The following is a 22,057-nucleotide window of genomic DNA, read 5'->3' as shown; positions in this document are numbered from 1 at the left end:
GACCATCCGGCTCGGGGGCGGTCGGGGAGCAGACCTACCGCACGACGAAAGAGATACGCCACATGGCACGCCTTGCCGGCGTCGATCTCCCACGCGACAAGCGCATGGAGATCGCGCTCACCTACATTTTCGGCATCGGTCGCACCCGGTCGCTGGAGATCCTGGAGCGTACGGGCATCAGCCCCGACCTGCGCACCAAGGACCTCACCGACGAGCAGCTGACTGTCCTCCGTGACGACATCGAGGGCAACTACAAGGTGGAGGGTGACCTCCGCCGCGAGATCCAGGGCGACATCCGCCGGAAGATCGAGATCGGTAGCTACCAGGGGCTGCGCCACCGCCGTGGCCTGCCCGTCCGCGGACAGCGCACCAAGACCAATGCTCGTACCCGTAAGGGTCCGAAGAAGACCGTCGCCGGAAAGAAGAAGTAATGCCCCCCAAGTCACGCGCTGCGGGCCCCAAGAAGACGGGCCGTCGCAAGGATAAGAAGAATGTGCCCCTGGGCCAGGCCCACATCAAGAGCACGTTCAACAACACGATCGTCTCGATCACCGACCCGTCCGGTGGCGTCCTCGCATGGGCGTCCTCCGGCCACGTCGGCTTCAAGGGCTCGCGCAAGTCGACGCCCTTCGCCGCCCAGCTCGCCGCCGAGAACGCGGCCCGCAAGGCGCAGGAGCACGGCGTCAAGAAGGTCGACGTGTTCGTCAAGGGCCCCGGCTCGGGACGTGAGACCGCGATCCGCTCGCTCCAGGCCGCCGGCCTCGAGGTGGGCACGATCTCCGATGTCACCCCCCAGCCCCACAACGGCTGTCGTCCGCCCAAGCGGCGTCGAGTCTGAGCCGGAAGGAACGCACTAGATCATGGCACGTTACACCGGCCCCGCCACCCGAAAGTCCCGTCGTCTCGGCGTGGACCTCGTGGGTGGAGACACCGCATTCGAGCGTCGGCCCTTCCCGCCCGGTCATCACGGCCGTGCGCGGATCAAGGAGTCCGAGTACCGCACCCAGCTGCAGGAGAAGCAGAAGGCCCGCTTCACCTACGGCGTGATGGAGAAGCAGTTCCGTCGTTACTACGAGGAGGCCAACCGCCGCGCGGGTAAGACCGGCGAGAACCTCCTGCAGATCCTCGAGTCGCGGCTGGACAACGTCGTGTACCGCGCGGGTCTCGCACGGACCCGCCGCCAGGCCCGTCAGCTCGTGGCGCACGGCCACTTCCTGGTCAACGACCAGAAGGTGACCATCCCGAGCTACCGCGTCTCGCAGTACGACATCATCGACGTCCGTCCCAAGTCCACCAAGATGGACTGGTTCGAGATCGCCCAGGAGACGCTCGGCGAGCGTCCCGTCCCGGCGTGGCTGCAGGTCGTCCCCACGACCCTGCGGATCCTCGTCCACCAGCTCCCCGAGCGCGCCCAGATCGAGGTGCCGCTGCAGGAGCAGCTGATCGTCGAGCTCTACTCGAAGTGATCTGTCCTCCCTCGTCGCCGGGCGGGCCGCACACCGCGGCCCGCCCGGCGACGGTGGGTTCCCACGGCGTCAAATAGCGGGCGCCGAGAATCGAAAGAGGTAGCACATGCTCATCTCCCAGCGGCCCACCCTCACCGAGGAGGTCGTGTCCGAGAACCGCTCGCGGTTCGTGCTCGAGCCCCTCGAGCCCGGATTCGGCTACACCATCGGCAACTCGCTGCGGCGCACGCTGCTGTCGTCCATCCCGGGCGCGGCCGTTACCAGCATCCGCATCGAGGGTGTCCTGCACGAGTTCACCACCGTGCCGGGCGTCAAGGAGGATGTCACCGACATCATCCTGAACCTCAAGGGCCTGGTCGTCTCGTCCGTCGAGGACGAGCCGGTCACCATGTACCTCAAGAAGCAGGGCCCGGGCGCCGTCACCGCCGGCGACATCGTGCCCCCCGCCGGCGTCGAGGTGCACAACCCGGACCTGCACATCGCCACTCTCAACGAGAAGGGCCGTCTGGAGATCGAGCTGGTCGTCGAGCGTGGCCGTGGCTACGTGCCCGCCGGGCTCAACAAGGACGCGGGACACGAGATCGGCCGGATCCCGGTCGACTCGATCTACTCGCCCGTCCTCAAGGTCACCTACAAGGTCGAGGCCACCCGTGTGCACCAGCGCACCGACTTCGACCGGCTGGTCCTGGACGTCGAGACCAAGAACTCGATGACCGCCCGGGACGCCCTGGCGTCCGCCGGCAAGACCCTCGTCGAGCTCTTCGGCCTCGCCCGTGAGCTCAACGAGGAGGCGGAGGGCATCGAGATCGGGCCCAGCCCGGCCGAGGCCGACCACATCGCCGCCTACGGCATGCCCATCGACGACCTGGACCTGTCGGTCCGGTCCTACAACTGCCTCAAGCGCGAGGGCGTCCACACGGTGGGCGAGCTCGTGGCGCGCAGCGAGTCGGACCTGCTCGACATCCGCAACTTCGGCCAGAAGTCGATCGACGAGGTCAAGGTCAAGCTCGTCGAGCTGGGCCTGTCGCTCAAGGACGCGCCCCCCGGATTCGATCCCGCCTCGGTCGCCGGCTACGACGCCGAGACCGGTACGTGGACGGACGAGGGCGGCGAGGATTACGCCGAGACCGAGCAGCTCTGACGAGCGCCCGGAACACCATTCCTAGGAGAATCTGATGCCCAAGCCCAAGAAGGGCGCCCGCCTCGGCGGATCCGCCGCCCACCAGCGGCTCATCCTCTCGAACCTGGCCACCCAGCTGTTCGAGCACGACGCCATCCGCACCACGGAGACCAAGGCGAAGCTGCTGCGCCCGTACGCGGAGAAGCTCATCACCAAGGCCCGCCGCGGTACGCTGGCCGACCGTCGTGAGGCCGCCAAGGTCATCCGCGACAAGGACGTCCTGCACAAGCTGTTCGCCGAGATCGGCCCGCGCGCGGCCAACCGCGACGGTGGCTACACCCGGATCGTCAAGCTCGAGAACCGCAAGGGCGACAACGCGCCCATGGCGATGATCGCGCTCGTCACCGAGGAGCTCGCCTCCGCCGAGGCTTCCCGCGCCACCCGCGCCGCCGCCTCCAAGGCCGCGGCCGCCCCCGCCGCCGCGTCGGGCGACGACGTGACCGCCGAGGCCGAGGCCAACAGCCCGGTCGCCGACCAGGTCGAGGCCGCCGACGACACCCAGGTCGAGGCCGCCGAGGAGACGGCCGAGGCCGTGTCCGAGGACACCACCCACGCCGAGGGCGACGCCGACAAGGCCTGACCCCCTCTGCAGGTGCCCCGGGGCCCCGTCACCGCGCACGCGGAGACGGGGCCCCGGTTCGTCTGCACCGGGCGCGCGGCCCGGCCGCCCGGTCGCGGGAGCTCACCCGGGCGGGTCACAGGACGCCGGCCACCGCCTCCGCCATCGCACGGTGGCCGGCCGCCGTGGGATGCATCGGGTGGGAACCGGTCTCGACGCCCGTGAAGTCGGTGTAGCGCTCCGCGGGAGGCGCGCAGGCGTGGCGGTCCGAGGCGTCCTCGGGAAGGACGACGTCGGCGCCCGCGCGCCTCGCGGCCTCCGTGACGACACGGTTGATGTCCGCGGTGACGGACCGCGTCCACCCCACGTCGCCCGGGCTCATCCGCTCCACGAAGGCGCAGCCACCCTCGTCGGGCACCAGCGGGAGGTACGCGGTGGTGACGATGCGGGCGAAGGGGGAGCGCTCCCGGATCCCGGCGTACACGCCGTCGAGCCGCGCCGGGAGGCCCTCGAGCGCCCGGGAGGTCACCGCCCCCAGCCGGTCGGCGCACGGGGCCGCGGTCTCGACCCGGGGGGTGCGGACCACGCAGGCCACGATGTCGCCGAATCCGATGTCGTTGCCGCCGATCGACAGGGTCACCAGGTCGGTCTCGGCCGTCAGCGCGTCGAACTGGGGCGGGGTCTGGGGGATCTGTGGGACGGTCATGTCGATCGTCCTCGCGCCGCCGCACGTGACGTCGCTGAACCCGCCGGGCCCGACGTCGCGGGCGAGCAGCGCGGGGTAGTTGCGGGTGGAGCGCAGGCACGGTCCCGGCCCGCTCGTGGGGGCGTCCGTGGGCCCCAGCGCGGCGAAGGAGTCACCGAGCGCCACGTACCGGGCGACGGCCGCGCGGCCCGGTTCCGCGGTGTCGGTGGACGCGGGTGGGGACGCGGCGGGCGGGACCTCGTCGTCGTCGCCCCCGGCGCAGGCCCCCAGCGCGAGGGCGACGGTCGCCCCGACCGCGAGTGACGCGGCGCCGCGCGCCCGGCTCCGCACCCGGGGTGAGGGTCGCGGCGTCGGCGAGGACCGGCGCGCGGGCGCGGGGCGTGGGGACGGCGGTGGGGTGGGGGACGACGGCGACGGCATGGGCCCATCGTGCCGGAACGGGCGGCGGCGGGCTGGTGTGGCGGACGCGCGCGGGCGTGGTCTAGCGTCTGTAGGCCGTGAGCACCCGCCGGATCCGCCTCGACGTCGCCTACGACGGCACCGACTTCTCCGGCTGGGCGCGCCAGCCCGGCCTGCGCACGGTGTGCGGGGTGCTCGAAGCCGAACTCGGCACCGTGCTGCGCAACCCGGTCACGCTGACCGTCGCGGGCCGCACCGACGCCGGGGTGCACGCCCGCGCCCAGGTCTGCCACGTCGACGTGGACCCGGCGTGGCTCGACCAGCGCTCGCTCTCCGGACGCCCGGAGGCGCTCGTGCGCCGGCTGGCCCGGCTGCTGCCCGCGGACATCGCCGTCATGGACGCCCGCTGGGTGCCGGACGAGTTCGACGCCCGGTTCTCCGCGCTGCGCAGGCATTACGAGTACCGCCTCACCACCGCGCCGTGGGGCGCCGAACCGACCCGCGCCCGCGACACGGCCGCGTGGGCGCGCACCGCGGACCTCGGGGCGGTGCGGGCGGCGTCGCAGCGACTGCTCGGTCTGCACGACTTCGCGGCGTTCTGCCGCCGCCGGGAGGGCGCGACCACCATCCGTGAGCTGCAGCGCTTCGACTGGCGCGCCGAGCCCGACCCGCGCGGCCCGGATGCGCCCGGCGCGGCCGAGGTGTGGACCGCGTCGGTGAGCGCGGACGCGTTCTGCTGGTCGATGGTCCGCAGCCTCGTCGGCGCCGTGATGGCCGTGGGGGAGGGCCGGCGCAGCCAGGAGTGGATCAGCGGCCTGCTCGCGGAGACCGAGCGGTCGTCGGCGGTGCCGGTGGCGCCCGCGTGCGGCCTGTCGTTGATCGGGGTGGACTATCCGGCGGACCACGAGCTCGCCGCGCGCAACCTCGTCACCCGTGAGGTCCGTCCCGGGCCGGGCGCGGGGCCGGGCGGCGCGGCGGGCTGCTGCGGCGGGTAGACACGCGCCGGCGGGCCCGGCGGGCCCGGGCGGGGTGCGGCTCAGGCCCGCGCCGCGTCGAGGATCGGCGCGAGCGCGAACAGCATCACCATCGACCACGCGACGTGGGTGACAGCCGGCCCCAGCACCCCGCCGGTGGCACGCCGCTGCAGGGCGGTGACGAACCCCAGGATGAGGGCCGCGAGCACCAGCAGCGGGATCCCCGTGGTGGCGGTGACGGCCCCGTAGACGACGGTGGACGTGAGGATCGGGCGGATCCGCGCCGCGGCGGAGTACACGGCGCCGCGGTGGAAACACTCCTCGGCGACCCCGTTGACCGCCGTGAGGGTCGCGACCAGCGCGAGGTTGCCGACGGTGGCGTGGGCGAGCAGGGCGTCGACGGGGTCGCGCAGCGGCTCGATCCGCGCCACCACGATCGCGCCGAGGCAGAACACCACCGCGAGGGCGGCGGCGGTGAGCACGGAGGACAGGACCGGTCGGCGCGGTCGGTACGGTTCGCACCCGACCCGGATGGGCCCCGAGGCGAAGGCGCCGGTGAGCCACACCGCGGCGAGCAGTGCCGTGGCGGGGTAGAACAGGGCGTCCCCGGCGGGGATCCGGAGGGCCCACGCGTTCACCGCCGCGCCGACGACGAGGGTGACGACGACGACGAGGACCCGCCGCCGGGACGGGTGCGACGGCGCGGTGTCCATCTCACCGGTGCGCAGCGCCCGCCGGTATCGTCCGGCGGGCGAGTCGCCCGCGTACCGCCCGGCCCTCATGGCCGGGAACGCGCGCGCCCGATGGTGGGCGGGCGGACCCCTGCCCAGTCGGCGTCGGAGGGCAGCAATCGCGCGGGATCACCGAGCGGGTCGGCGCCCTCCCACAGCGGTGGCCGCGCGGGACCGTGCGGCACGCGCAGGGCCTCGCGCAGCGCCTCCCGGTAGCTCGTCCGGCCACCCGGCGGGGGGCCCAGGACCTCGTCGGCGTCGTCGACACCCACCACGGCCTCGCAGCGCAGCGACTCCACGAGCGGTTTGGCCAGGCCGGTCTCGAGCGGCGTCACCAGCCCCAGCCAGTGCGAGGACAGCCGGGGGGTGAGCACCGGGACGGGGACCATGAGCCGTCGGCGCAGACCGGCCTCCTCGGCGAAGACCTGCATCATCTCGCCGTAGGTGAGCACGTCCGGGGAGCCCACGTCGATCGCCCGGCCGTGGGCCGCCTCTCCGGTCAGGGGGACCGTGACGGCCGCGGCGAGGTACTGCACCACGTCCCGCACGGCGATGGGCTGGATCCGGTTGCTCACCCACGTGGGCGTGACCATGGCGGGCAGGCGGGTGGTGAGGTGGCGGATCATCTCGAACGAGGCCGAGCCCGACCCGATGACCACCCCGGCCTGGACGACCAGCGCCGGCACCGACGAGCCCAGCATGATGCGCGCCACCTCGGCCCGGGACCGCAGGTGCGGGGACAGCTCCTCGTCGCCGTCCGGGTGCAGGCCGGAGAGGTGGACGACGCGCTCGACCCCGGCCTCCTCGACGGCGCGGACGAACGCCTCGGTGGTCTCGCGCTCCTCGCGTTCGAAGTCGGCGGAGTCGCCCATCGAGTGGACGAGGTGGCACGCGACGTCGACCCCGCGCAGGGCGGCGAGGAGCGCGTCGGTGTCCCCGAGGCCGCCGGCGTGGACGGTCACCGAGTCCCGCCACGGCACGTCGTCGAGCCGGGCGGGCGTGCGCGCGAGGACCGAGACCTGCGCGCCGTCGGCGATCAGCCGGGGCACGAGCCGCGATCCGACGTACCCCGTCGCGCCGATCACGAGCACCCGGCGACCGGGTCGGTCCCGCGACGCCGGGTCGTGCGCGCCGGCACCCCGGGGGGCCCCGGGAGCCCCGGAGGACAAGCCGGCCAGGTCCTGTGAGGAGGTCATACCCCCGACCCTGCCAGCGCGGGCGCGTCGCCGCACCCGCTGCATGTCCGCCGCGCGCGGGCGCCCGGTCCGCGGCCCGTCTGACCTGTCCGGGTGTGTCGACGCGGGCACGATCGGCGGGTTATCCGGATACTGGGGGAGACAGGCACTCACGGACCGCGGCCACGGGAGGAGAACACATGGCGATCCGCGCGGCTCGACCCCGGCAGCTCTCGCGATCGCTGGACTTCTCCGGCGTGCGCATCGAGACGGCCCGACTGCGTTCGGACCGGGCCATCACCACGTTCTGGCGCTGGTGGTCCGCCGACGGCAGGCGCCGCGCCACCGCGGCGATCGACTCCGGTGACACCGGGCGGGTGGTCCCGGAGATCAGCTCGCTCATCGAGGCCATCGACCCGGGCCTGTCGTGGGAGTTCGTCCCGGGCTGCGAGGACCTGCCCCACAGGCTGACCGTTACCGCGGCGGGGGTACCCGAGCTGCGGGGCGCCGCCCGCCGATGGCTGGCCGCCGCGCCGCGGGCGGACGAGACGTGGTCGTTCGCCGACCTGCGTGAGCCGGTCCGGGGCTGCGCGATGTACTTCCGCGATCACCGGCTGGGGTTCGACGACGCCGAGGTCGTGGTGGACCTGGGGCTGTCCCGGGCCGACGTCACCGTGCACCACCCGGCGTTCACCGCGCTGACCGGGGCCGATTCGTCGATCGCCGCCTACCTGCTGCTCGACGCGCTGTGCGGGGAGGAGCAGGTCGAGACGTGGGTCGGTCTCATCCGGGCCAACGCCACCGCCCCCGGTGTGGACGCCGTCCCGTTGGCCGAACTCCCGGGGATCCTGCGCGAGCTCGCGGCCGACAACACCGACGAGCTGGGGGACCCGGCCTGGCAGATCCTCCACGGGGACACCGACCGCGGCCCGCTCGTGGCCGTCGTCCGGGTCCCGCTGGTCGCGCTGTCGGCGCCGGAGTTCGACCGTCACGTCGCGGTCCACGTGCCGTACACGGACGTCGAGGACGGCGGCCTGCCCGGGTCGCGGTCCCTGCCGGGTCTGCGGGACCTCGAGGACCATCTCGTGGAACGGCTCGAGGGCAACGGTGAGTGCGTGGGGGCGGAGAGCTGTGACGGCCGCCGGCTCCTGCACTTCTACGTCGACTCCACCACCCCCGCGCACGAGCAGCTCCGGGTGGCCGCGTCCGGCTGGGACCAGGGCGAGGTGACCGTCACGGTCACGGATGATCCGGGCTGGCGGAAGGTGCAGCACCTGCGGGTGTGAGGTCGACCGGCCCGCTCAGGGGCCCGACGAACGCCTCCTCGCCGGGCCCGGCGACCACCGCCACGCGATGCGGTTCGCCGACGCGGGGCTCCACCGAGATCCACCCGTCGATCCGGCCGTCCAGGACGAGATCCGGTGGGGCCGCGGTGTCCGCGGCCCGCCCCCGGCGCAGTTCCCAGTCGGCGTCGACCCGGATCACGGTGGGAGGGGTGACATCCGGCCCGCCCGGGCCGGCGAGGGCGTCGATCCGCCCCTCGGTCAGCGGCCCGTCCACATCCCACATGACGGCGTCGACCGGGGCGCCCGCGTCGGAGGCGTCGGGGTCGACGATCCGGTAGCGGGTCTCGTCACCGATCGCGGTCAACGGGAGCCACCGGTCCGGCACGTCGGTGACCACGGCGACCCGGTAGCCGGCCGCGACCGCCCGGAACGCGACCTGTCGACAGACCGCGGGCCGCGCGGCCAGGAGGACCGACCGCAGGTGCGGGCCGGCCAGCTGGACAGCCGAGGCGCCCCCGGTGCGGGTCGCGCCGAGGATCTGACCGCATCCGTGGGCCGGAGGGGCCAGCGCCGCGAGGTCGGCGACACCGCGCCGGACCAACGATCCGGCCACGGTCACGGGCATCACCTCGCCGGGGACGGGCAGGACCGCAGCCGACGGCAGCTGATGGCAGGTGCCCGCGGTGATCGGCAGGACGCGCTCGGCCACCGCCCGCCCGGTGACCCCGGTCAGGCCCACGGTGGTCACCACGTCCACCACGTCGTCGCGACCGGCCACCCGCCGCAGGCGCACCACCTCGGTCACGCGCCCGGCCCGTACGGCGGTGAGCCCGTCGATCACCCGCCGCGGATCGGCGGTCGGCCGCAGGACCAGTCCGACGCCGGGCCCGGGGTCGGACTCGGCGTCCAGGTAGAGCGCCGCGAGCTCCGGGGCGTCGAGGACCCGGCACGGCAGCCCGTGGTGCACCAGGGAGCGGCGGAGCCGCTCGGTGGCCACAGTCACGACCTGCTCCGGCGATCCCCCGGCCCGCCCCGCCGGCCCGAGGGCGAGCCGGGCCAGGTCGAACCGCAGGAGCAGGTGGACGCGACGGTGCGACAGGAGAGGCAGCGGGCCGACGAGGGCGTCGTACACCTCGCCGTCGTCCCCCGGTGCCGCGCGGCGCCCGTCGACCACCACGTCGATCCCCTCGAGCAGCACCCCGCCCTGGTCGAGCTGGCCCGCCACCACCGCCAGCGGGAGCCGCACGCCCCGGTGGTCCGCCGGATCGTCCCGCCCCACCTCGGTGGCCACGAGCGCGCCGGCGGAGACCTCCACCGCGGTCGTCACCACCCGCTCGCCCTCCACACACCCGACGGCCGAGCGGTCGGGGGCGACCAGGCCCACCACGTCGACCGGCCGCCGCCGCGCGGTCCCCGGGCGCGCCCACAGCGGGCGTCCGCTCCGTCGCGCGGCGATCACCGCGGCGACGAGTGCGGCGGCCGCGAACTGGGCCCACGGCTGCGCCCCGGGCGGGCAGAGCAGCGTGAGCGCGACCGTCGCGACGATCGCGGCGACGAGCCCGGCCAGGGTGGGAACCGCCGTCATCCCCACGCCCCCTTCCCGCCCCGTCGCGACCCGCCCGGGGCGCGTCTGACGCCGCGTGCCGCACGCCCCGGATGACCGGCCACGGGGGCCGGATCCTGGCGTACCCTACCCCCGGTGTCCCCGGTCGCGGGGGAGTCACATCCATCGAAAAAGGGGGCCGCGCCGGTGCCGCTCAAGCCGACGACCCGAGCGCAGGTGGACGGCCACCGTTTCCTCGCCCGCCGGGCCCGCCACGCCGTGGTCTCGCGGGACGTCCGGATGCTGCACGACCCGCTCAGACGGCAGTCCACGGGGCTGACCGTGGGCGCGGTCGCGGCCGTCCTCGGCGTGGCCGGCGCCGCGGTGCTGGCGCTGCTCGACCCCGCCCCGGACGTCGGCAGCACCGCGGTCATGGTCGGGCGGGACTCGGGGCAGATGTACGTGCGCGCCGGGGACACGGTGCACCCCGTGCTCAACCTCGCCTCCGCCCGGCTCGTGCTGGGCGAACCGGCCGAGCCGCGGACGGTGCGGGACGCGGACGTCGCCGGTACCCGGCGCGGGGGACTGCTCGGCATCCCGGGCGCGCCCTCGGCGTTGCCCGGCCACCGTGACGCGGAGGCGGCCGCCGCCGTGTCGTGGACGGTGTGCGACGAGGTGGCCGACGCCGACCGGGGCCGCCCGCGCCTGACGCGCACGAGCATCGTCGCGCGCGACGGCGCGGATGCCGGGGACGACGCGGGCCGCGTGACGGGCCCGGACGAGCTCGTGCTGGCCGACCAGGACGGCACCGGGTGGCTGCTGCGCGACGGCACCCGCGCGCGTATCGATCTGGACGACGGGGACCTGCTGGAGATCCTCGGTCTGGGCGGGGTGGACCCGCGCCCGGTCACCGCGGCGTTGGTGGACCCCCTGCCGGAGGTGGACCCGGTACGGCGGCCGGTCATCGAGATGGCGGGCGACCCCGTCGACTACGGGCTCGACGGGGTGCGGATCGGCCAGGTCTTCACCGTGGAGACCGCCACTGGCACGCGCACCCACGTCGCGCTGGCCGACGGCGTGCAGGAGGTCGGGCCGGTGCTCGCCGACGTGATCCGGTCCACCGCCACGGTGGGCGCCGTGGTGTCGGTCGCCCCGGACCGGATGGGTGTGCCGCGGTCGGTCGCGCTGGACACCGAGGCCTTCCCCGGCCAGCGCCCGACCGTCCTCGACACCGCGTCCTCGCCGGTGTTGTGCGTGCGTGACGAGGGCGGCCCGGGATCGGCCGGGCGGCGGGTGTCGGTCGTGGCCGGGGCGTCGGCGCCGGGCTCAGACCGGGCCCGCGCGGTGGCGGGCGCCGACGGCGGTGGCCCGGCCGTCGACGCGGTGGGGGTGCCGGGCGGCGGCCTCCTCGTCACCGCTACCGGACGGGGCACGACGACACGCAACGCGGTCACCACGGTCGTAGCGGACACGGGGGTGCGGTTCGACGTCCCCGACGCGCCGACCGCGGCGGCCCTCGGTCTGGGCGGGGTGCCGGTGCCGGTGGACGGCGGGATCCTCGACCGCCTCCCCGCCGGGCCGCGACTGGACCGGGCGTCGGCGCTGGTCGCCCGCGACGGGGCGGAGCTGGAACCGGCGGGTGCGGCCGGCGCGGGTCGGGACGGTACGGGTCAGGTCGGCGCGGGTCAGGTCGGTGCGGTGGGCTGACGTCGGTCCGGGTGCCCACCCCGGCCGTCGCGGGGCCGGAGGAGGGTGACGACGACGAGGGCGAGCAGCCCCAGGGCCAGCGCGCCCGCCGCCACGCCCGCGCCGGTGCCCGCACCCGGTGGGCCGGGATCGGGCGGGGGAGCCGCGATGGTGGTGGTCGACGCGGCGGGGCGGCCGGCTCTGCGGACCCCGGTCACGGCGGCCACCGGGTCCACCACACCGTGGCCGATCGCGTGGTCGTGCCCGCCGGCGGCGGGGATCGCGGTGTCCTCGATGCGGGCGATCACCTGACGGGCGGTGAGCCCGGGGTGGGCCTGGCGGACGAGCGCGGCGGTCCCGGCGACGAAGGGCGCGGCGAAGCTCGTGCCGCTGATGGGTGTGCGCGAGCCGTCGCCGGCCACGACGTAGTCGGACACGCCCGCGCCGTCGGCGCCCACCGAGCGCAGGCCCACGGCGGGGGCGGCGACGTCCACCCAGGGGCCGCGCAGGGAAAACTCCGCCGGGGCTCCGTCCGCGTCGACTCCGCCCACGGTGAGCACGTGGTCGTCATACCAGGCGGGGGAGGCGATCGTGGTCACGCCGTCCCAGCCGTCGTCCCCGGGCACCGCGGGGTCCGGCGCGGGCGGGTTCTGGTCGGCGCACGCGTCGCCGACGTTGCCGGCCGCCGCGACCACCACGACGTCGTGGTCGACGGCGGCGTAGCGGATCGCCCCGCCGAGGGTGTCGTCGGCGAGCACGGTGGTCGCGGGGACGCAGGCGGCCTCGGAGATGTTGATGATCCCCGCACCGGCGTCGACGGCGGCGCGGATGGCCCGGGCGAGCGTCGACAGGGTCCCGACCCCGGTGCCGACCGTCGGCCCGTCGGGCTCGCGGTTCCCGGGCCGCAGGACGCTGCTGGACTGGCGGATCGAGACGATCTCGACGCCGGGGGCGATACCCGAATGACCGCTGGCGTCCGCGGTGGCGGCGAGCACCCCGGCCACGAGCGTGCCGTGCGCGTCGCAGTCCTCGGTGCCGTCACGGCCGGGCACGACGTCGCCCGCCCCACGGACCCGCGGCAGCCTGGGGCCGGGGTTCACGCCGGTGTCGATCACCGCGACGACCTGGCCCTCCCCGTGGCCGTGGATCCACGCGTCGGCGAGTTCGGCGGCCGTGGCCGAGGCGGGAGGGGCGGTCGGGTCGAGCACGGCCGCCGTCGTGCGGCACGGCCCGTCGAGTCGCAGTGGGCCGGAGTCCAGCGGGGAGCCCTCCGGGACCGGGCCGTCGATCGACGGGCGCTCTACCGCGGCCGCCACGGGGGCGACGGCCGGCAGTACGAGCAGCTGCCCGGCCGCGATCACGGCGACGGCACCGGCGGCGACGGCGCGGGCGGCGGTCGGTCGCAGACTCATCATCGTTGGCGGACGAGGGAGTAGATCTCCATGGCCCCCACCGCGAGCGGGACGATCGCGCAGAGGGCGACGGCCTCGACCACCCCCACGGCCCGCAGCGCGCCGGGCGAGAGGTCGACGTGCGGCAGCACCGACACGGCGACGACGACGGCCGCGGCGACGGCGACCGCGGCCGGGACGACCACCCCCACCGGCGAGGCGACGGTCACGCCCGCCCCGACCAGCACGCCGGCGGTCAGTGCGAGCGCGGAGCCGAGCAGGACCGCGGTGTGGACCCGGTCGGCGTACCCGAGGCCGCGCAGGACCAGCACGACGATGAGCACCAGGGCCAACGGCGCCGACCAGCGGGTGGCGTCGCCGTCCCCGGCCAGCGACGTCAGCGACCCCGCGGTGCAGATGGCCCCGGCCGCCGCGAGCAGGCCCGTCAGCCAGGAGCGCGAGGTGAGGAAACGGTGCCGCAGCACGTCCGGCGTGGGCAAGGGACCGCTGGCGCGGCCGCTGACGTCGTGGTCGATGTCCTCCAGGTCGCCGGCCTCGACGTCCTCGCCGGGGGCGGGGACGGGCGGGACGGGGATGCGGGCCGCCCAGACCGCGATCCGCGGCGCCGCCGTGAGCAGCAGGAGCCCGACGAGGACCGCGCCCGCCCCCACGGCGTGGGCCGGGGTGCGGGAGGTCGCGGCGACCAGCGCCCCGGCGGCTCCCACCGCCAGCGTCAGGCCGACCGCGAGATACCCGGCGGCGGTGGCGTACCCGTGGCCCGCTCCCGGCCGGAAGACGGTGGACCGCAGCACCCCGGCGAGGACCGCCCCCGCGGTGAGGCCGCCCACGAGGTGCCCGGCAGCCGCGGGCGGCCCGCCGACCGTGGCCCCGGCCAGCACCGTGAACCCCACCGCGCAGGCGCCCGCGACGGCGTGGGCGGACCCGGGCGCGGCCGTGCGACGCAGACCGAGGACCGCAGCCAGGGCGAGCAGGGCCAGCAGGGACGCCACCAGCGGGGCCGTGAGCCCGCCGCCGACCCACCACTGCCGGGTCACCGCCACCGCCGCGGAGGCCGCGACCACCGCCGCCGTCGCCGTGGCCGCCGTGACGGCATCACCCCGGTCCCACGAGGGGGAGCGCACCACGTCCGGCTCGGTCAGCCCCTGCAGGACGTCGTCGAACAGCGGCGCCGGCGTCGGCACGGGCCGGTGGTCGAGCACGAGGATCTCGCCGTCGTGCACGCGCTGCTGGGCGAGGGTCTCCGACACCGCCAGCGGGCCCCCGGCGAGCCGGGACAGCTGCCACGATCCTCCGGCCCCGCCGCCCATCCGCGCGTCGACGTCCACCCCGGACGCCGGGCCCGCCACCGCCCGGATGTGCTCGCGGACCAGGTCCACGACCTCCGGGATCACCGCGACCAGCTCGAGGTGGGCCGGCAGGGTCAGGTCCACGCGGGTGGACCGGCACACGACCGACACCCTGCGTTGGTCGAGGGGCTCCACGCCCGCGGCGACGCCCCTGATCTCACTGTCCGCCGACACCCGCCGACCTCCCGCCCGCTCCCGGATGGGGCCCCCGCCAGGACGTGCACTGTCCTAACATCGCCACCCGATACGCCGATCATTGTCGGGTCGGACCGGCGCCCGTGGGGGCGTCATCTCCCGGCGGCGCGCCCCGCGCCCGGTGGCAGTGGAGGGAGCGATCGCTGGTGACGCACACGGGTGCCGGTGATGGGTGACGTCGTCTTCACGCGGGGTGAGAAGCTCGACGCCCCGCCCACGCCCGGTGGCGCGATCGCCCTGCAGCCGCCGCCCGCGCTGCCGCGTCCCACCCCGCGTCCGCTCGTCCAGATCGTGCTCCCGATCGTCCTGGTCGTGGCCGTCCTCGGGATGGTCGTGGTGATGATGCGCACGGGGATGATGCGCAACCCCATGTTCATGCTCTTCCCGGTGATGATGGCCGTCTCCGCGGTCGGCATGCTCGCCGGCACGCTCACCGGCGGCACCACGACCGCCGAGACCGACGAACTGCGCAAGGACTACCTGCGCTACCTCGGTCAGACCCGCGACGCCGTCCGCGAGACCGCCGCCGCGCAGCGCGTGGCGGCCCTGTGGCGTCACCCGGACCCCGTCGAGCTGCCCGCGCTCGTCGGCACGCCCCGCATGTGGGAACGTGACGCCTCCGACCCCGACGACCTGACCATCCGGGTGGGCCCCGGCCGGCAGTCGCTCGCCACCCGGCTCGAGGCCCCGGACACCGGCCCGGTCGACGACCTCGAGCCGGTGTCGGTGGTGAGCATGCGCCGCTTCGTCCGCGTGCACTCCGTGGTCGACGAGCTGCCCGTCGCGCTGGAACTGCGCGCGTTCGCCGCCCTCTCCCTCGACGGCGACGTCGACGTGGTGCGGGCCACCGTGCGCGCCATGATCGGCGGCCTCGTGGTGGCCCACGGCCCGGACCGGGTCCGCGTCGCGGTGGCCGCGAGCGAGGGCGACGCCCGCCGGGCCTGGGAGTGGCTCAAGTGGCTCCCGCACCACGAACACCCCGTCTACACCGACGGCGGCGGGCGGGTCCGGCTCACCGAGTTCTCGCTCGCCGGGGTCGAGTCCATGCTCGGATCCGACATCTCGGACCGATCCGCCTTCTCCCCGAGCGCGGCCGCCGTCCCGGGGCGGGCCCACCTCGTCGTCGTCGTCGACGGGGTCGGTGTCACCGGCGCCGAACGCCTCCTCGCGGAGGACGGCCTCGACGGGGTCACCGTCCTGGAGGTCTCCGGCAGCCGCGCGGGGCAGCTGCGCGACCTCGCGCTGCGCCGCGGACTGTGTATCCGCGTGGGTGACGACCGTGTGGCCCGCGTCCGCACCGAGGCCGGGGAGGAGGACGTCGCGCGCGTCGACGCGATGAGCCCGCCCGAGGCCGAACGCCTGGCCATGGCCCTGGCGCGCTACCGACCCGCCGACACGGTCACCCACGCCGACGGCTCCACCACCACCCGACGCGCGCCCGGGCTGCCCGACCTGCTCGGCATCGGCGCGGCGACCCAGGTCGACCCCGCCGTCGCGTGGCGACGCCGCGGGGCGCGCGACCGGCTTCGGGTGCCCGTGGGGGTCAGCCCGGACGGCGCGCCCGTCGAGCTCGACCTCAAGGAGGCCGCGCACGGCGGGATGGGCCCACACGGGCTCTGCATCGGCGCGACCGGATCGGGCAAGTCCGAGTTCCTCCGCACCCTCGTGCTGGGCCTCGTGGCCACCCACGATCCCGACTCGCTCAACCTCGTGCTCGTGGACTTCAAGGGCGGCGCCACGTTCCTCGGGCTCGAACCGCTCGCGCACGTCGCCGCGGTCATCACCAACCTGCAGGCCGAGATCACCATGGTCGACCGCATGCGCGACGCCCTCGAGGGCGAGCTCAACCGGCGCCAGGAGGTGCTGCGCGCCGCCGGGAACTACGCGAACGTCGGCGAGTACGAGGCCGCCCGGGCCAGGGGCGCGCCGCTGGACCCGCTGCCCGCGCTGGTGATCGTGGTCGACGAGTTCTCCGAGCTGCTGTCCTCCAAACCCGAGTTCGCCGAGCTCTTCCTCACGATCGGTCGCCTGGGTCGCAGCCTGCACATCCACCTGCTGCTCGCCTCGCAGCGCCTCGAGGAGGGACGCCTGCGCGGTCTCGACAGCCACCTGTCCTACCGGATCGCGCTCAAGACGTTCTCCGCCACCGAGTCCCGCACCGTCCTGGGCGTGACCGACGCGTACCACCTGCCCGCCACCCCGGGCGCGGGCTATCTCAAGGTGGACGCCGGCGACCCGGTGCGCTTCGACGCCGCCTACGTCTCCGGGCCCTACCGGCAGGACCGACGCCTCGACGGCTCGACCGTCACCACCCCCGCCGCGCGGGCGGTCGTGCGCCCCTTCACCTCCTGGTACATGCCGGTGCCGACGCCACCGGTGGTGACCGGGGTCGACGACGACGAGTTCGCCCCGCCCACCGACCCCGCGGAGACCGACGACGCGGACGAGTCGGTGAGCCTGCTCGACGTCCTCGTCGGCCGCCTGGCCGGGCACGGCCGCCCCGCCCACGAGGTGTGGCTGCCCCCGCTGGGGGAGGGCGCCCCGCTCGACGCCGCGGTGGGCACCGAGCCGGCCGGGGGCGACGCGCCGGGCCCACGGTTCCCGCTCGCCGAGGTGGACCTGCCGTTCGAGCAGCGCCGCGACACCTGGTGCGTCGACCTGTCCGGCGCCGACGGGAACGTCGCCGTGGTCGGCGGCACCCGCTCCGGCAAGTCGACGACGCTGTGCACCCTCGTGCTGTCGGCGGCCGCCACCACCGAACCCGACCGGCTGTGGGTGTACGTCGTGGACCTCGGGGGCGGGCTGCTGCAGTCGGTCGCCGACCTCCCGCACGTGGGCGGTGTCGCCCGCCGCGGGGAGGACGAGAGGATCCGGCGGACGATCGCCGAGGTGGACACCGAGCGCCGCCGTCGCGAGACCGCGTTCCGCGAGGCCGGCATCACCTCGGTCGACGGGGCGCGCCGCCGCGTGGCCGACCGGGACGGGCGGCCCGTGACGGAGTACCCCGACGTGCTGCTCGTGGTCGACGGTTGGCAGGCGTTGCGGACGGAGTTCGAGGACCTCGAGGCGGTGGTGCTGGGCCTGGCGGCGGACGGGCTGTCCTACGGCATCCACGTGGTGCTGTCCGCCTCGCGCTGGGCGGACCTGCGGCCCGCGCTGCGTGACGCCCTCGGCACCCGCGTCGAACTGCGGCTCGGCGACCCGACCGACTCGATGATCGATCGACGGGCGGCGATGACGGTCCCCACCGCGCCGGGGCGGGGGCTCACCCGCGAGCGCGACCACATGCTCGTCCTCCAGCCCCGACTCGACGGCCGGGTCGACCCGGAGGGGATGGCGGACGCGACGGCGGAGGCGGCGCGACATCTCGCGCGGCGGTGGCGCGCCCGCGTGGGCGACGTCGGCGCGGCCCCCGTCCGGATGCTGCCCGAGGTGCTGCCCTACGGGCAGATCGCCAGCCTGGCCCGCCCGGACGCCGACGGTCGGCGCACCCGCGTCCCGCTCGGCGTGGACGAGGCGGACCTCACGGTGGTCTACGCCGACCTCGAGGCCGATCCCCTCATGCTGGTGCTGGGCGACTCCGAGTGCGGCAAGACCTCGCTCCTGCGATCCGTGTCCCGCGGGCTGGTGGCCGGGAACACCCCGGAGCACGCCAAGCTCATCGTGGTCGACTACCGGCGCACGATGCTCGGCGAGATCACCGGCGACCACCTGGCGGGCTACGCGCCCACCGAGACCGCCCTCGCGCCCATGGTCGACCACCTGGCGCGGGTCCTGGACGAGCGCATGCCCGCCGCGGACGTCACGGCCGAGGAACTGCGCGCGCGCTCGTGGTGGAGCGGCCCGCGGATCCACCTCCTGGTCGACGATCTCGACCTCGTCGTCACCGGCGGGGGCAACCCGCTGCAGCCCCTGACCCGCTTTCTGCCCCACGCCCGGGACATCGGCCTGTCGGTGGTCCTGGCGCGGCGCAGCGCCGGCGCCTCGCGGGCGTTGTTCGACCCGTTCGTCGCCCGCATCCGCGACCTGGGCGGCGCGGGTCTCGTCATGTCCGGCAGCCGCGAGGAGGGGCCGCTGCTCGGCGGCGTGCGGCCCGGCCCGCTGCCGGCGGGGCGGGGCAGGCTCGTCACCCGCGACGGTGGCGTGCGACTCGTCCAGACCGCCCTGGCCGAGCCGTGACCGGTGAGCGGGTGGCGGCGCTGGCCGTGGACCTGTCGTGCTCGGGGCTGACCGTCGCGGCGGAATCCGCCTCGGCCGTGCTGTCACCGGTCGTCACGCCCGTCTCGGTCCTGGCCGCCCTCGACGGCTCCGCGCTGCCACCGGGGGGCGACCGCCTCGAGTGCTCGGAGCGCACCGACGCGGCCGCGGCCGGGCACCCGGACCGCTGCCTCCCGGACCCCGTCGCCCACGCACACCGTGACCGCGTCGAGGTGGCCGGGCTGTCCGTGCCCGTCACCGAGCTGCTCGGGGCCCCCGTCGCCCGCGCCCTGCGCTGGGCCGGTGCCCGCGACGGGGACGCCGTGGTCCTGGTGGTGCCCAGCGACTGGGGGACGATCCGGACGACCCGGCTGGTGGCGGCCGCCCACGGAGTGGGGGTCACCGCGCGCGTGGTCCGGTCGGCCCTGGTCACCGCGGAGGCGCTGCCGTCCTCGTCGGCGCGGTGGGCGGTGAGCGTGGAGTCGTCCCTCACCCGGTCGGTCGTCTCGCTCGTCGAACGGGCCCGGGGTGGGCTGACCCTGGTCGACCGCGTCGTCGTGCAGCGCCGCGACCCGCACCGCGACACCGCCGTCGACGACGAGGTCCCGCGCATCCTGGCCGCGATCACCGGGCTGCGGCGCGGTCGGCGTGAGGCGTCCACCGGGTCCACGGAGATCCTCGCCCGGGGACGCGTCGCCGAGCAGGTCGTGGACGCGTGCGACCGGGCCCGCCTGCTGTCCTTCGTCGTCCCGGCCGTCGCGCCGGTCGAGGCGGCGGCCCGCCTGTACGCGACCGGCTGAGGGGCCGTCGGCACCTCCCGCGCCGCCCGCTGCGCCCCCGCGCCGAGCAATTTCCCGACCCGGTGGAACCGAACGCCCTCCCGGGTGCGTCGAACACTGTGACGGACCCAGAAGGGGAGTCCGCAGCGACGCACAGGGGAGGACGAGATGAGCGGGTTCAACACCCACATCGGGACCATGGACACGGCGGCCAGGAGGGTCGACGACGTGAACCTCGAGATCGACCGGCTACTCGGCACCGTCCGGGACTCGGTGTCCCAGCTCGGCGGTTCGGTGTGGCGCGGCGCCGCGCAGGCCCGCTTCACCCAGATCATGACCGAGTGGCAGCAGCAGAGCACCAAGCTCAACAACGCGCTCGCCGGGATCTCGGAGACCATGCGGACCAACAGCTCGTCCTTCGACGCCGCGGACCAGGACTCGGCCGCCCTCATCACCCGGGCCGGCGGCACCGGCCCGCTCAACCTCTGATCGCCTCACACCACCACCGGAAGGGACCGTCATGACCTCTGGACAGATCACCTACAACCACGGCCCGATCGAGGCCCTCGTCGGGCAGGTCGCGCAGGCCTCCACCGGGCTGCGCACCACGCTCGACGACCTCAAGGCGTACCTCGCCCCGCTGGTCGCCGAGTGGGAGGGCGACGCCGCGATCGCCTACCAGGCGCACCAGAACGACTGGGACCAGGCGGCGGCCGCGCTCCAGGCGATGCTCGCCGAGATCTCCCGCGCCGCCGCCCAGGGCAATCAGGGCATGGCCGACGCGGACCGCCGCGCCGCCCAGGGCTGGGGCTGATCACCCCGGCCCGATCACCCCGGCCCGGTCACACCGGTCCACCGCCCGTGACCCGGCCGTGCCCACCGCCCCGCGCGACCCCGCCCCGCGACCGACGTGGCGGGGTCGCGGACCGCGGACCGGATGCACCGGTGCCACCCGCCGCCTACCGTCGCGGCACGACCGAACCCCATCCGGTCACCGCGAGGAGAGGGAGGACCGCATGTACGTCACGCACGACCCGTCCACCGGCCGCACCGACCGGGAGTACGAGCAGATCGAGGACGTCGACGGCGTCCTCGACACCGTCACCGCGGGGTTCGACTCCTGGCGCGCCACCGACGTGGCCGAGCGGGCGCGCATCCTCGTGGCGATCGCCGACGCCTTCGACGAGCACCGGGACGAGCTCGGCAAGGCCATCACCACCGAGATGGGAAAGCTACCCGACCAGGCTCAGGGTGAGGTGGAGCTCGCGGCGTCGATCTACCGCTGGTACGGCGAGCACGGGCCCGACCTGCTGGAGCCCGAGACACTGGACGTGCCCGGGGCCCGCCTCAACCGGGTCACCCGCGAACCCGTCGGTCCCCTCGTGGGCATCATGCCGTGGAACTACCCCTACTACCAGGTCGCGCGGTTCGCCGCGCCCAACCTGTTGCTCGGCAACACCATCGTGCTCAAGCACGCGAGCATCTGCGCGCGCTCGTCCGCGGCCATCGAGAAGGTCCAGCGCGCCGCCGGGCTGCCCGAGGACGCCTTCGTCAACGTCTACGCCTCCAGCGACACCGTCGCGGAGATGATCGCCGACCCCCGCATCAAGGGCGTCTCCCTCACCGGCAGCGAGGGGGCCGGCGCGGCCGTGGCCACCGTCGCGGCGCAGCACCTCAAGCCCAGCGTGCTCGAACTCGGCGGGTCCGACCCGCTCATCATCCTGGTCACCGCGGACCTCGACGAGCTCACCGACACCGTGGGCCGGGCGCGGCTGTCGAACTGCGGGCAGGCGTGCAACTCGCCCAAGCGCATCCTCGTCCCCGCCCACCTCGCCGACGACTTCCTCGGGCGGTTGACGAACCTCTACGAGCAGATCCGGGTCGGGCCCGCGGGCGACGAGGGAACCGAGCTCGGGCCGCTGTCGTCCGAGGACGCCCGCGACGGCGTCGTCGAGCAGGTCGAGACCGCCGTTCGGCAGGGGGCGACTCTCGTCACGGGCGGGGCCGCCCTCGACCGACCCGGTGCCTTCATGCAGCCCACCGTGCTGACCGACATCACCGAGGAGATGGACGCCTACCACGAGGAGATCTTCGGCCCCGTCGCCATGGTGTACGCCTACGACTCGGTGGACGAGGCCGTCCGGATCGCCAACGACACCCACTTCGGCCTGTCTGGCTCGGTGTGGGGCACGGACACCGAGAGCGCCGCGCGGGTCGCCGAGCGGCTCGAGGTGGGGATGGCCTACGTCAACGAGCACGGCACCACCCTCCCGGGGCTGCCCTTCGGCGGCGTCAAGCGCTCCGGATACGGCCGCGAACTGGGCCGATGGGGACTGACGGAGTTCGCCAACGTCCGCCTCCAGCGCGTCAACTGAACAGATCTGTCTATCCTCGGCAGGTGTACCCGTCGAAAGGAGAGTCCG

Annotated in this window: 19 protein-coding genes; 13 read left to right on the top strand and 6 right to left on the bottom strand. The window is 75.0% G+C overall.

Annotated features, from left to right (window positions below; all coding sequences use genetic code 11):
* Window positions 1–62: 62 nt before the first annotated feature.
* The 5 genes from rpsM (at window position 63) to rplQ (ending at window position 3,226) form a co-directional block, all read left to right on the top strand.
* Complete coding sequence (gene rpsM / locus RWK90_RS04395) at window positions 63–431, top strand: 30S ribosomal protein S13 (protein ID WP_007628088.1); 369 nt, start codon at window positions 63–65, stop codon at window positions 429–431.
* A complete protein-coding gene (rpsK, locus tag RWK90_RS04390) occupies window positions 431–838 on the top strand; it encodes a 30S ribosomal protein S11 (RefSeq protein ID WP_043566757.1) in 408 nt (135 codons plus the stop codon). Before rpsM ends, rpsK begins: the two co-directional genes overlap by 1 nt.
* Before the next feature lie 22 nt (window positions 839–860).
* A complete protein-coding gene (rpsD, locus tag RWK90_RS04385) occupies window positions 861–1,466 on the top strand; it encodes a 30S ribosomal protein S4 (protein ID WP_314035128.1) in 606 nt (201 codons plus the stop codon).
* A gap of 106 nt (window positions 1,467–1,572) precedes the next feature.
* Window positions 1,573–2,607: a DNA-directed RNA polymerase subunit alpha gene (locus RWK90_RS04380; RefSeq protein WP_007628082.1), complete on the top strand. Its 1,035-nt coding sequence runs from the start codon at window positions 1,573–1,575 to the stop codon at window positions 2,605–2,607.
* Between the two features lie 34 nt (window positions 2,608–2,641).
* Entirely contained in the window at window positions 2,642–3,226 is a 585-nt protein-coding gene (gene rplQ / locus RWK90_RS04375) for a 50S ribosomal protein L17 (RefSeq protein ID WP_314035125.1), read from the top strand.
* Between the two features lie 115 nt (window positions 3,227–3,341).
* Here the strand turns inward: rplQ and RWK90_RS04370 are convergent, their stop codons facing one another.
* Window positions 3,342–4,241: an SGNH/GDSL hydrolase family protein gene (locus RWK90_RS04370; protein WP_314035123.1), complete on the bottom strand. Its 900-nt coding sequence runs from the start codon at window positions 4,239–4,241 to the stop codon at window positions 3,342–3,344.
* 167 nt (window positions 4,242–4,408) lie between these two features.
* Between RWK90_RS04370 and truA the strand changes: the two genes are divergently transcribed.
* On the top strand, window positions 4,409–5,305 hold the full coding sequence (gene truA / locus RWK90_RS04365; protein WP_314035121.1) for a tRNA pseudouridine(38-40) synthase TruA: 897 nt from the start codon (window positions 4,409–4,411) through the stop codon (window positions 5,303–5,305).
* A gap of 41 nt (window positions 5,306–5,346) precedes the next feature.
* On the opposite strand, the gene RWK90_RS04360 is transcribed toward truA, so the two are convergent.
* Together RWK90_RS04360 and RWK90_RS04355 are read right to left on the bottom strand one after the other, a co-directional pair.
* Window positions 5,347–6,066, bottom strand: a complete 720-nt coding sequence (locus RWK90_RS04360; protein ID WP_314035119.1) for a CPBP family intramembrane glutamic endopeptidase — start codon at window positions 6,064–6,066, stop codon at window positions 5,347–5,349.
* Window positions 6,063–7,211: an NAD(P)H-binding protein gene (locus RWK90_RS04355; protein ID WP_314035117.1), complete on the bottom strand. Its 1,149-nt coding sequence runs from the start codon at window positions 7,209–7,211 to the stop codon at window positions 6,063–6,065. Before RWK90_RS04355 ends, RWK90_RS04360 begins: the two co-directional genes overlap by 4 nt.
* A 179-nt stretch (window positions 7,212–7,390) precedes the next feature.
* On the opposite strand from RWK90_RS04355, the gene RWK90_RS04350 reads away from it, so the two are divergent.
* The gene (locus RWK90_RS04350) at window positions 7,391–8,476 is read left to right on the top strand and encodes a DUF695 domain-containing protein (RefSeq protein WP_314035116.1); all 1,086 of its coding nucleotides are present in this window, start codon (window positions 7,391–7,393) and stop codon (window positions 8,474–8,476) included.
* Here RWK90_RS04350 and RWK90_RS04345 read toward each other — a convergent pair.
* The gene (locus RWK90_RS04345) at window positions 8,430–10,061 is read right to left on the bottom strand and encodes a type VII secretion protein EccE (RefSeq protein ID WP_314035114.1); all 1,632 of its coding nucleotides are present in this window, start codon (window positions 10,059–10,061) and stop codon (window positions 8,430–8,432) included. The two genes, RWK90_RS04350 and RWK90_RS04345, sit on opposite strands and share 47 nt — an antisense overlap.
* Window positions 10,062–10,226: 165 nt before the next feature.
* On the opposite strand from RWK90_RS04345, the gene eccB reads away from it, so the two are divergent.
* Window positions 10,227–11,726, top strand: coding sequence for a type VII secretion protein EccB (gene eccB, locus RWK90_RS04340; protein WP_314035113.1), 1,500 nt, complete (start codon window positions 10,227–10,229; stop codon window positions 11,724–11,726).
* Here eccB and mycP read toward each other — a convergent pair.
* Window positions 11,705–13,117, bottom strand: coding sequence for a type VII secretion-associated serine protease mycosin (gene mycP / locus RWK90_RS04335; RefSeq protein WP_314035111.1), 1,413 nt, complete (start codon window positions 13,115–13,117; stop codon window positions 11,705–11,707). The genes eccB and mycP overlap by 22 nt on opposite strands.
* A complete protein-coding gene (gene eccD, locus RWK90_RS04330; protein ID WP_314035109.1) occupies window positions 13,117–14,637 on the bottom strand; it encodes a type VII secretion integral membrane protein EccD in 1,521 nt (506 codons plus the stop codon). Before eccD ends, mycP begins: the two co-directional genes overlap by 1 nt.
* Before the next feature lie 189 nt (window positions 14,638–14,826).
* Here eccD and eccCa point away from each other — a divergent pair, with 189 nt between their 5' ends.
* The 5 genes from eccCa (at window position 14,827) to RWK90_RS04305 (ending at window position 22,009) form a co-directional block, all read left to right on the top strand.
* Window positions 14,827–18,837, top strand: coding sequence for a type VII secretion protein EccCa (gene eccCa, locus RWK90_RS04325; protein WP_314035107.1), 4,011 nt, complete (start codon window positions 14,827–14,829; stop codon window positions 18,835–18,837).
* Window positions 18,834–19,655: a hypothetical protein gene (locus RWK90_RS04320; RefSeq protein WP_314035105.1), complete on the top strand. Its 822-nt coding sequence runs from the start codon at window positions 18,834–18,836 to the stop codon at window positions 19,653–19,655. The genes eccCa and RWK90_RS04320 overlap by 4 nt, the downstream gene beginning before the upstream one ends.
* Window positions 19,656–19,802: 147 nt before the next feature.
* Window positions 19,803–20,123, top strand: a complete 321-nt coding sequence (locus tag RWK90_RS04315) for a WXG100 family type VII secretion target (protein ID WP_314035103.1) — start codon at window positions 19,803–19,805, stop codon at window positions 20,121–20,123.
* A 31-nt stretch (window positions 20,124–20,154) separates the two neighbouring features.
* Entirely contained in the window at window positions 20,155–20,448 is a 294-nt protein-coding gene (locus tag RWK90_RS04310; RefSeq protein WP_314035101.1) for a WXG100 family type VII secretion target, read from the top strand.
* A 202-nt stretch (window positions 20,449–20,650) separates the two neighbouring features.
* Complete coding sequence (locus RWK90_RS04305; protein ID WP_314035099.1) at window positions 20,651–22,009, top strand: NAD-dependent succinate-semialdehyde dehydrogenase; 1,359 nt, start codon at window positions 20,651–20,653, stop codon at window positions 22,007–22,009.
* Window positions 22,010–22,057 lie beyond the last annotated feature (48 nt).

The sequence above is a fragment of the Dietzia sp. CH92 genome, from assembly GCF_032248695.1.
In the GTDB taxonomy this organism is placed as follows: Bacteria; Actinomycetota; Actinomycetes; order Mycobacteriales; family Mycobacteriaceae; genus Dietzia.
Note: the sequence above shows the minus strand (reverse complement) of the source record. Positions and strands in the feature narration are given on the sequence as shown.

What these genes read in the sequence shown, in the direction of transcription:
- rpsM (WP_007628088.1), top strand. Translation starts at nt 63, where the DNA reads ATGGCACGCCTTGCCGGCGTCGATCTCCCACGCGACAAGCGCATGGAG.
- RWK90_RS04305 (WP_314035099.1), top strand. Translation starts at nt 20,651, where the DNA reads ATGTACGTCACGCACGACCCGTCCACCGGCCGCACCGACCGGGAGTAC.
- RWK90_RS04380 (WP_007628082.1), top strand. Translation starts at nt 1,573, where the DNA reads ATGCTCATCTCCCAGCGGCCCACCCTCACCGAGGAGGTCGTGTCCGAG.
- RWK90_RS04350 (WP_314035116.1), top strand. Translation starts at nt 7,391, where the DNA reads ATGGCGATCCGCGCGGCTCGACCCCGGCAGCTCTCGCGATCGCTGGAC.
- RWK90_RS04360 (WP_314035119.1), bottom strand. Translation starts at nt 6,066, where the DNA reads ATGAGGGCCGGGCGGTACGCGGGCGACTCGCCCGCCGGACGATACCGG.
- RWK90_RS04355 (WP_314035117.1), bottom strand. Translation starts at nt 7,211, where the DNA reads ATGACCTCCTCACAGGACCTGGCCGGCTTGTCCTCCGGGGCTCCCGGG.
- RWK90_RS04310 (WP_314035101.1), top strand. Translation starts at nt 20,155, where the DNA reads ATGACCTCTGGACAGATCACCTACAACCACGGCCCGATCGAGGCCCTC.
- rpsK (WP_043566757.1), top strand. Translation starts at nt 431, where the DNA reads ATGCCCCCCAAGTCACGCGCTGCGGGCCCCAAGAAGACGGGCCGTCGC.
- rpsD (WP_314035128.1), top strand. Translation starts at nt 861, where the DNA reads ATGGCACGTTACACCGGCCCCGCCACCCGAAAGTCCCGTCGTCTCGGC.
- mycP (WP_314035111.1), bottom strand. Translation starts at nt 13,117, where the DNA reads ATGAGTCTGCGACCGACCGCCGCCCGCGCCGTCGCCGCCGGTGCCGTC.
- RWK90_RS04345 (WP_314035114.1), bottom strand. Translation starts at nt 10,061, where the DNA reads ATGACGGCGGTTCCCACCCTGGCCGGGCTCGTCGCCGCGATCGTCGCG.
- RWK90_RS04315 (WP_314035103.1), top strand. Translation starts at nt 19,803, where the DNA reads ATGAGCGGGTTCAACACCCACATCGGGACCATGGACACGGCGGCCAGG.
- rplQ (WP_314035125.1), top strand. Translation starts at nt 2,642, where the DNA reads ATGCCCAAGCCCAAGAAGGGCGCCCGCCTCGGCGGATCCGCCGCCCAC.
- eccCa (WP_314035107.1), top strand. Translation starts at nt 14,827, where the DNA reads ATGGGTGACGTCGTCTTCACGCGGGGTGAGAAGCTCGACGCCCCGCCC.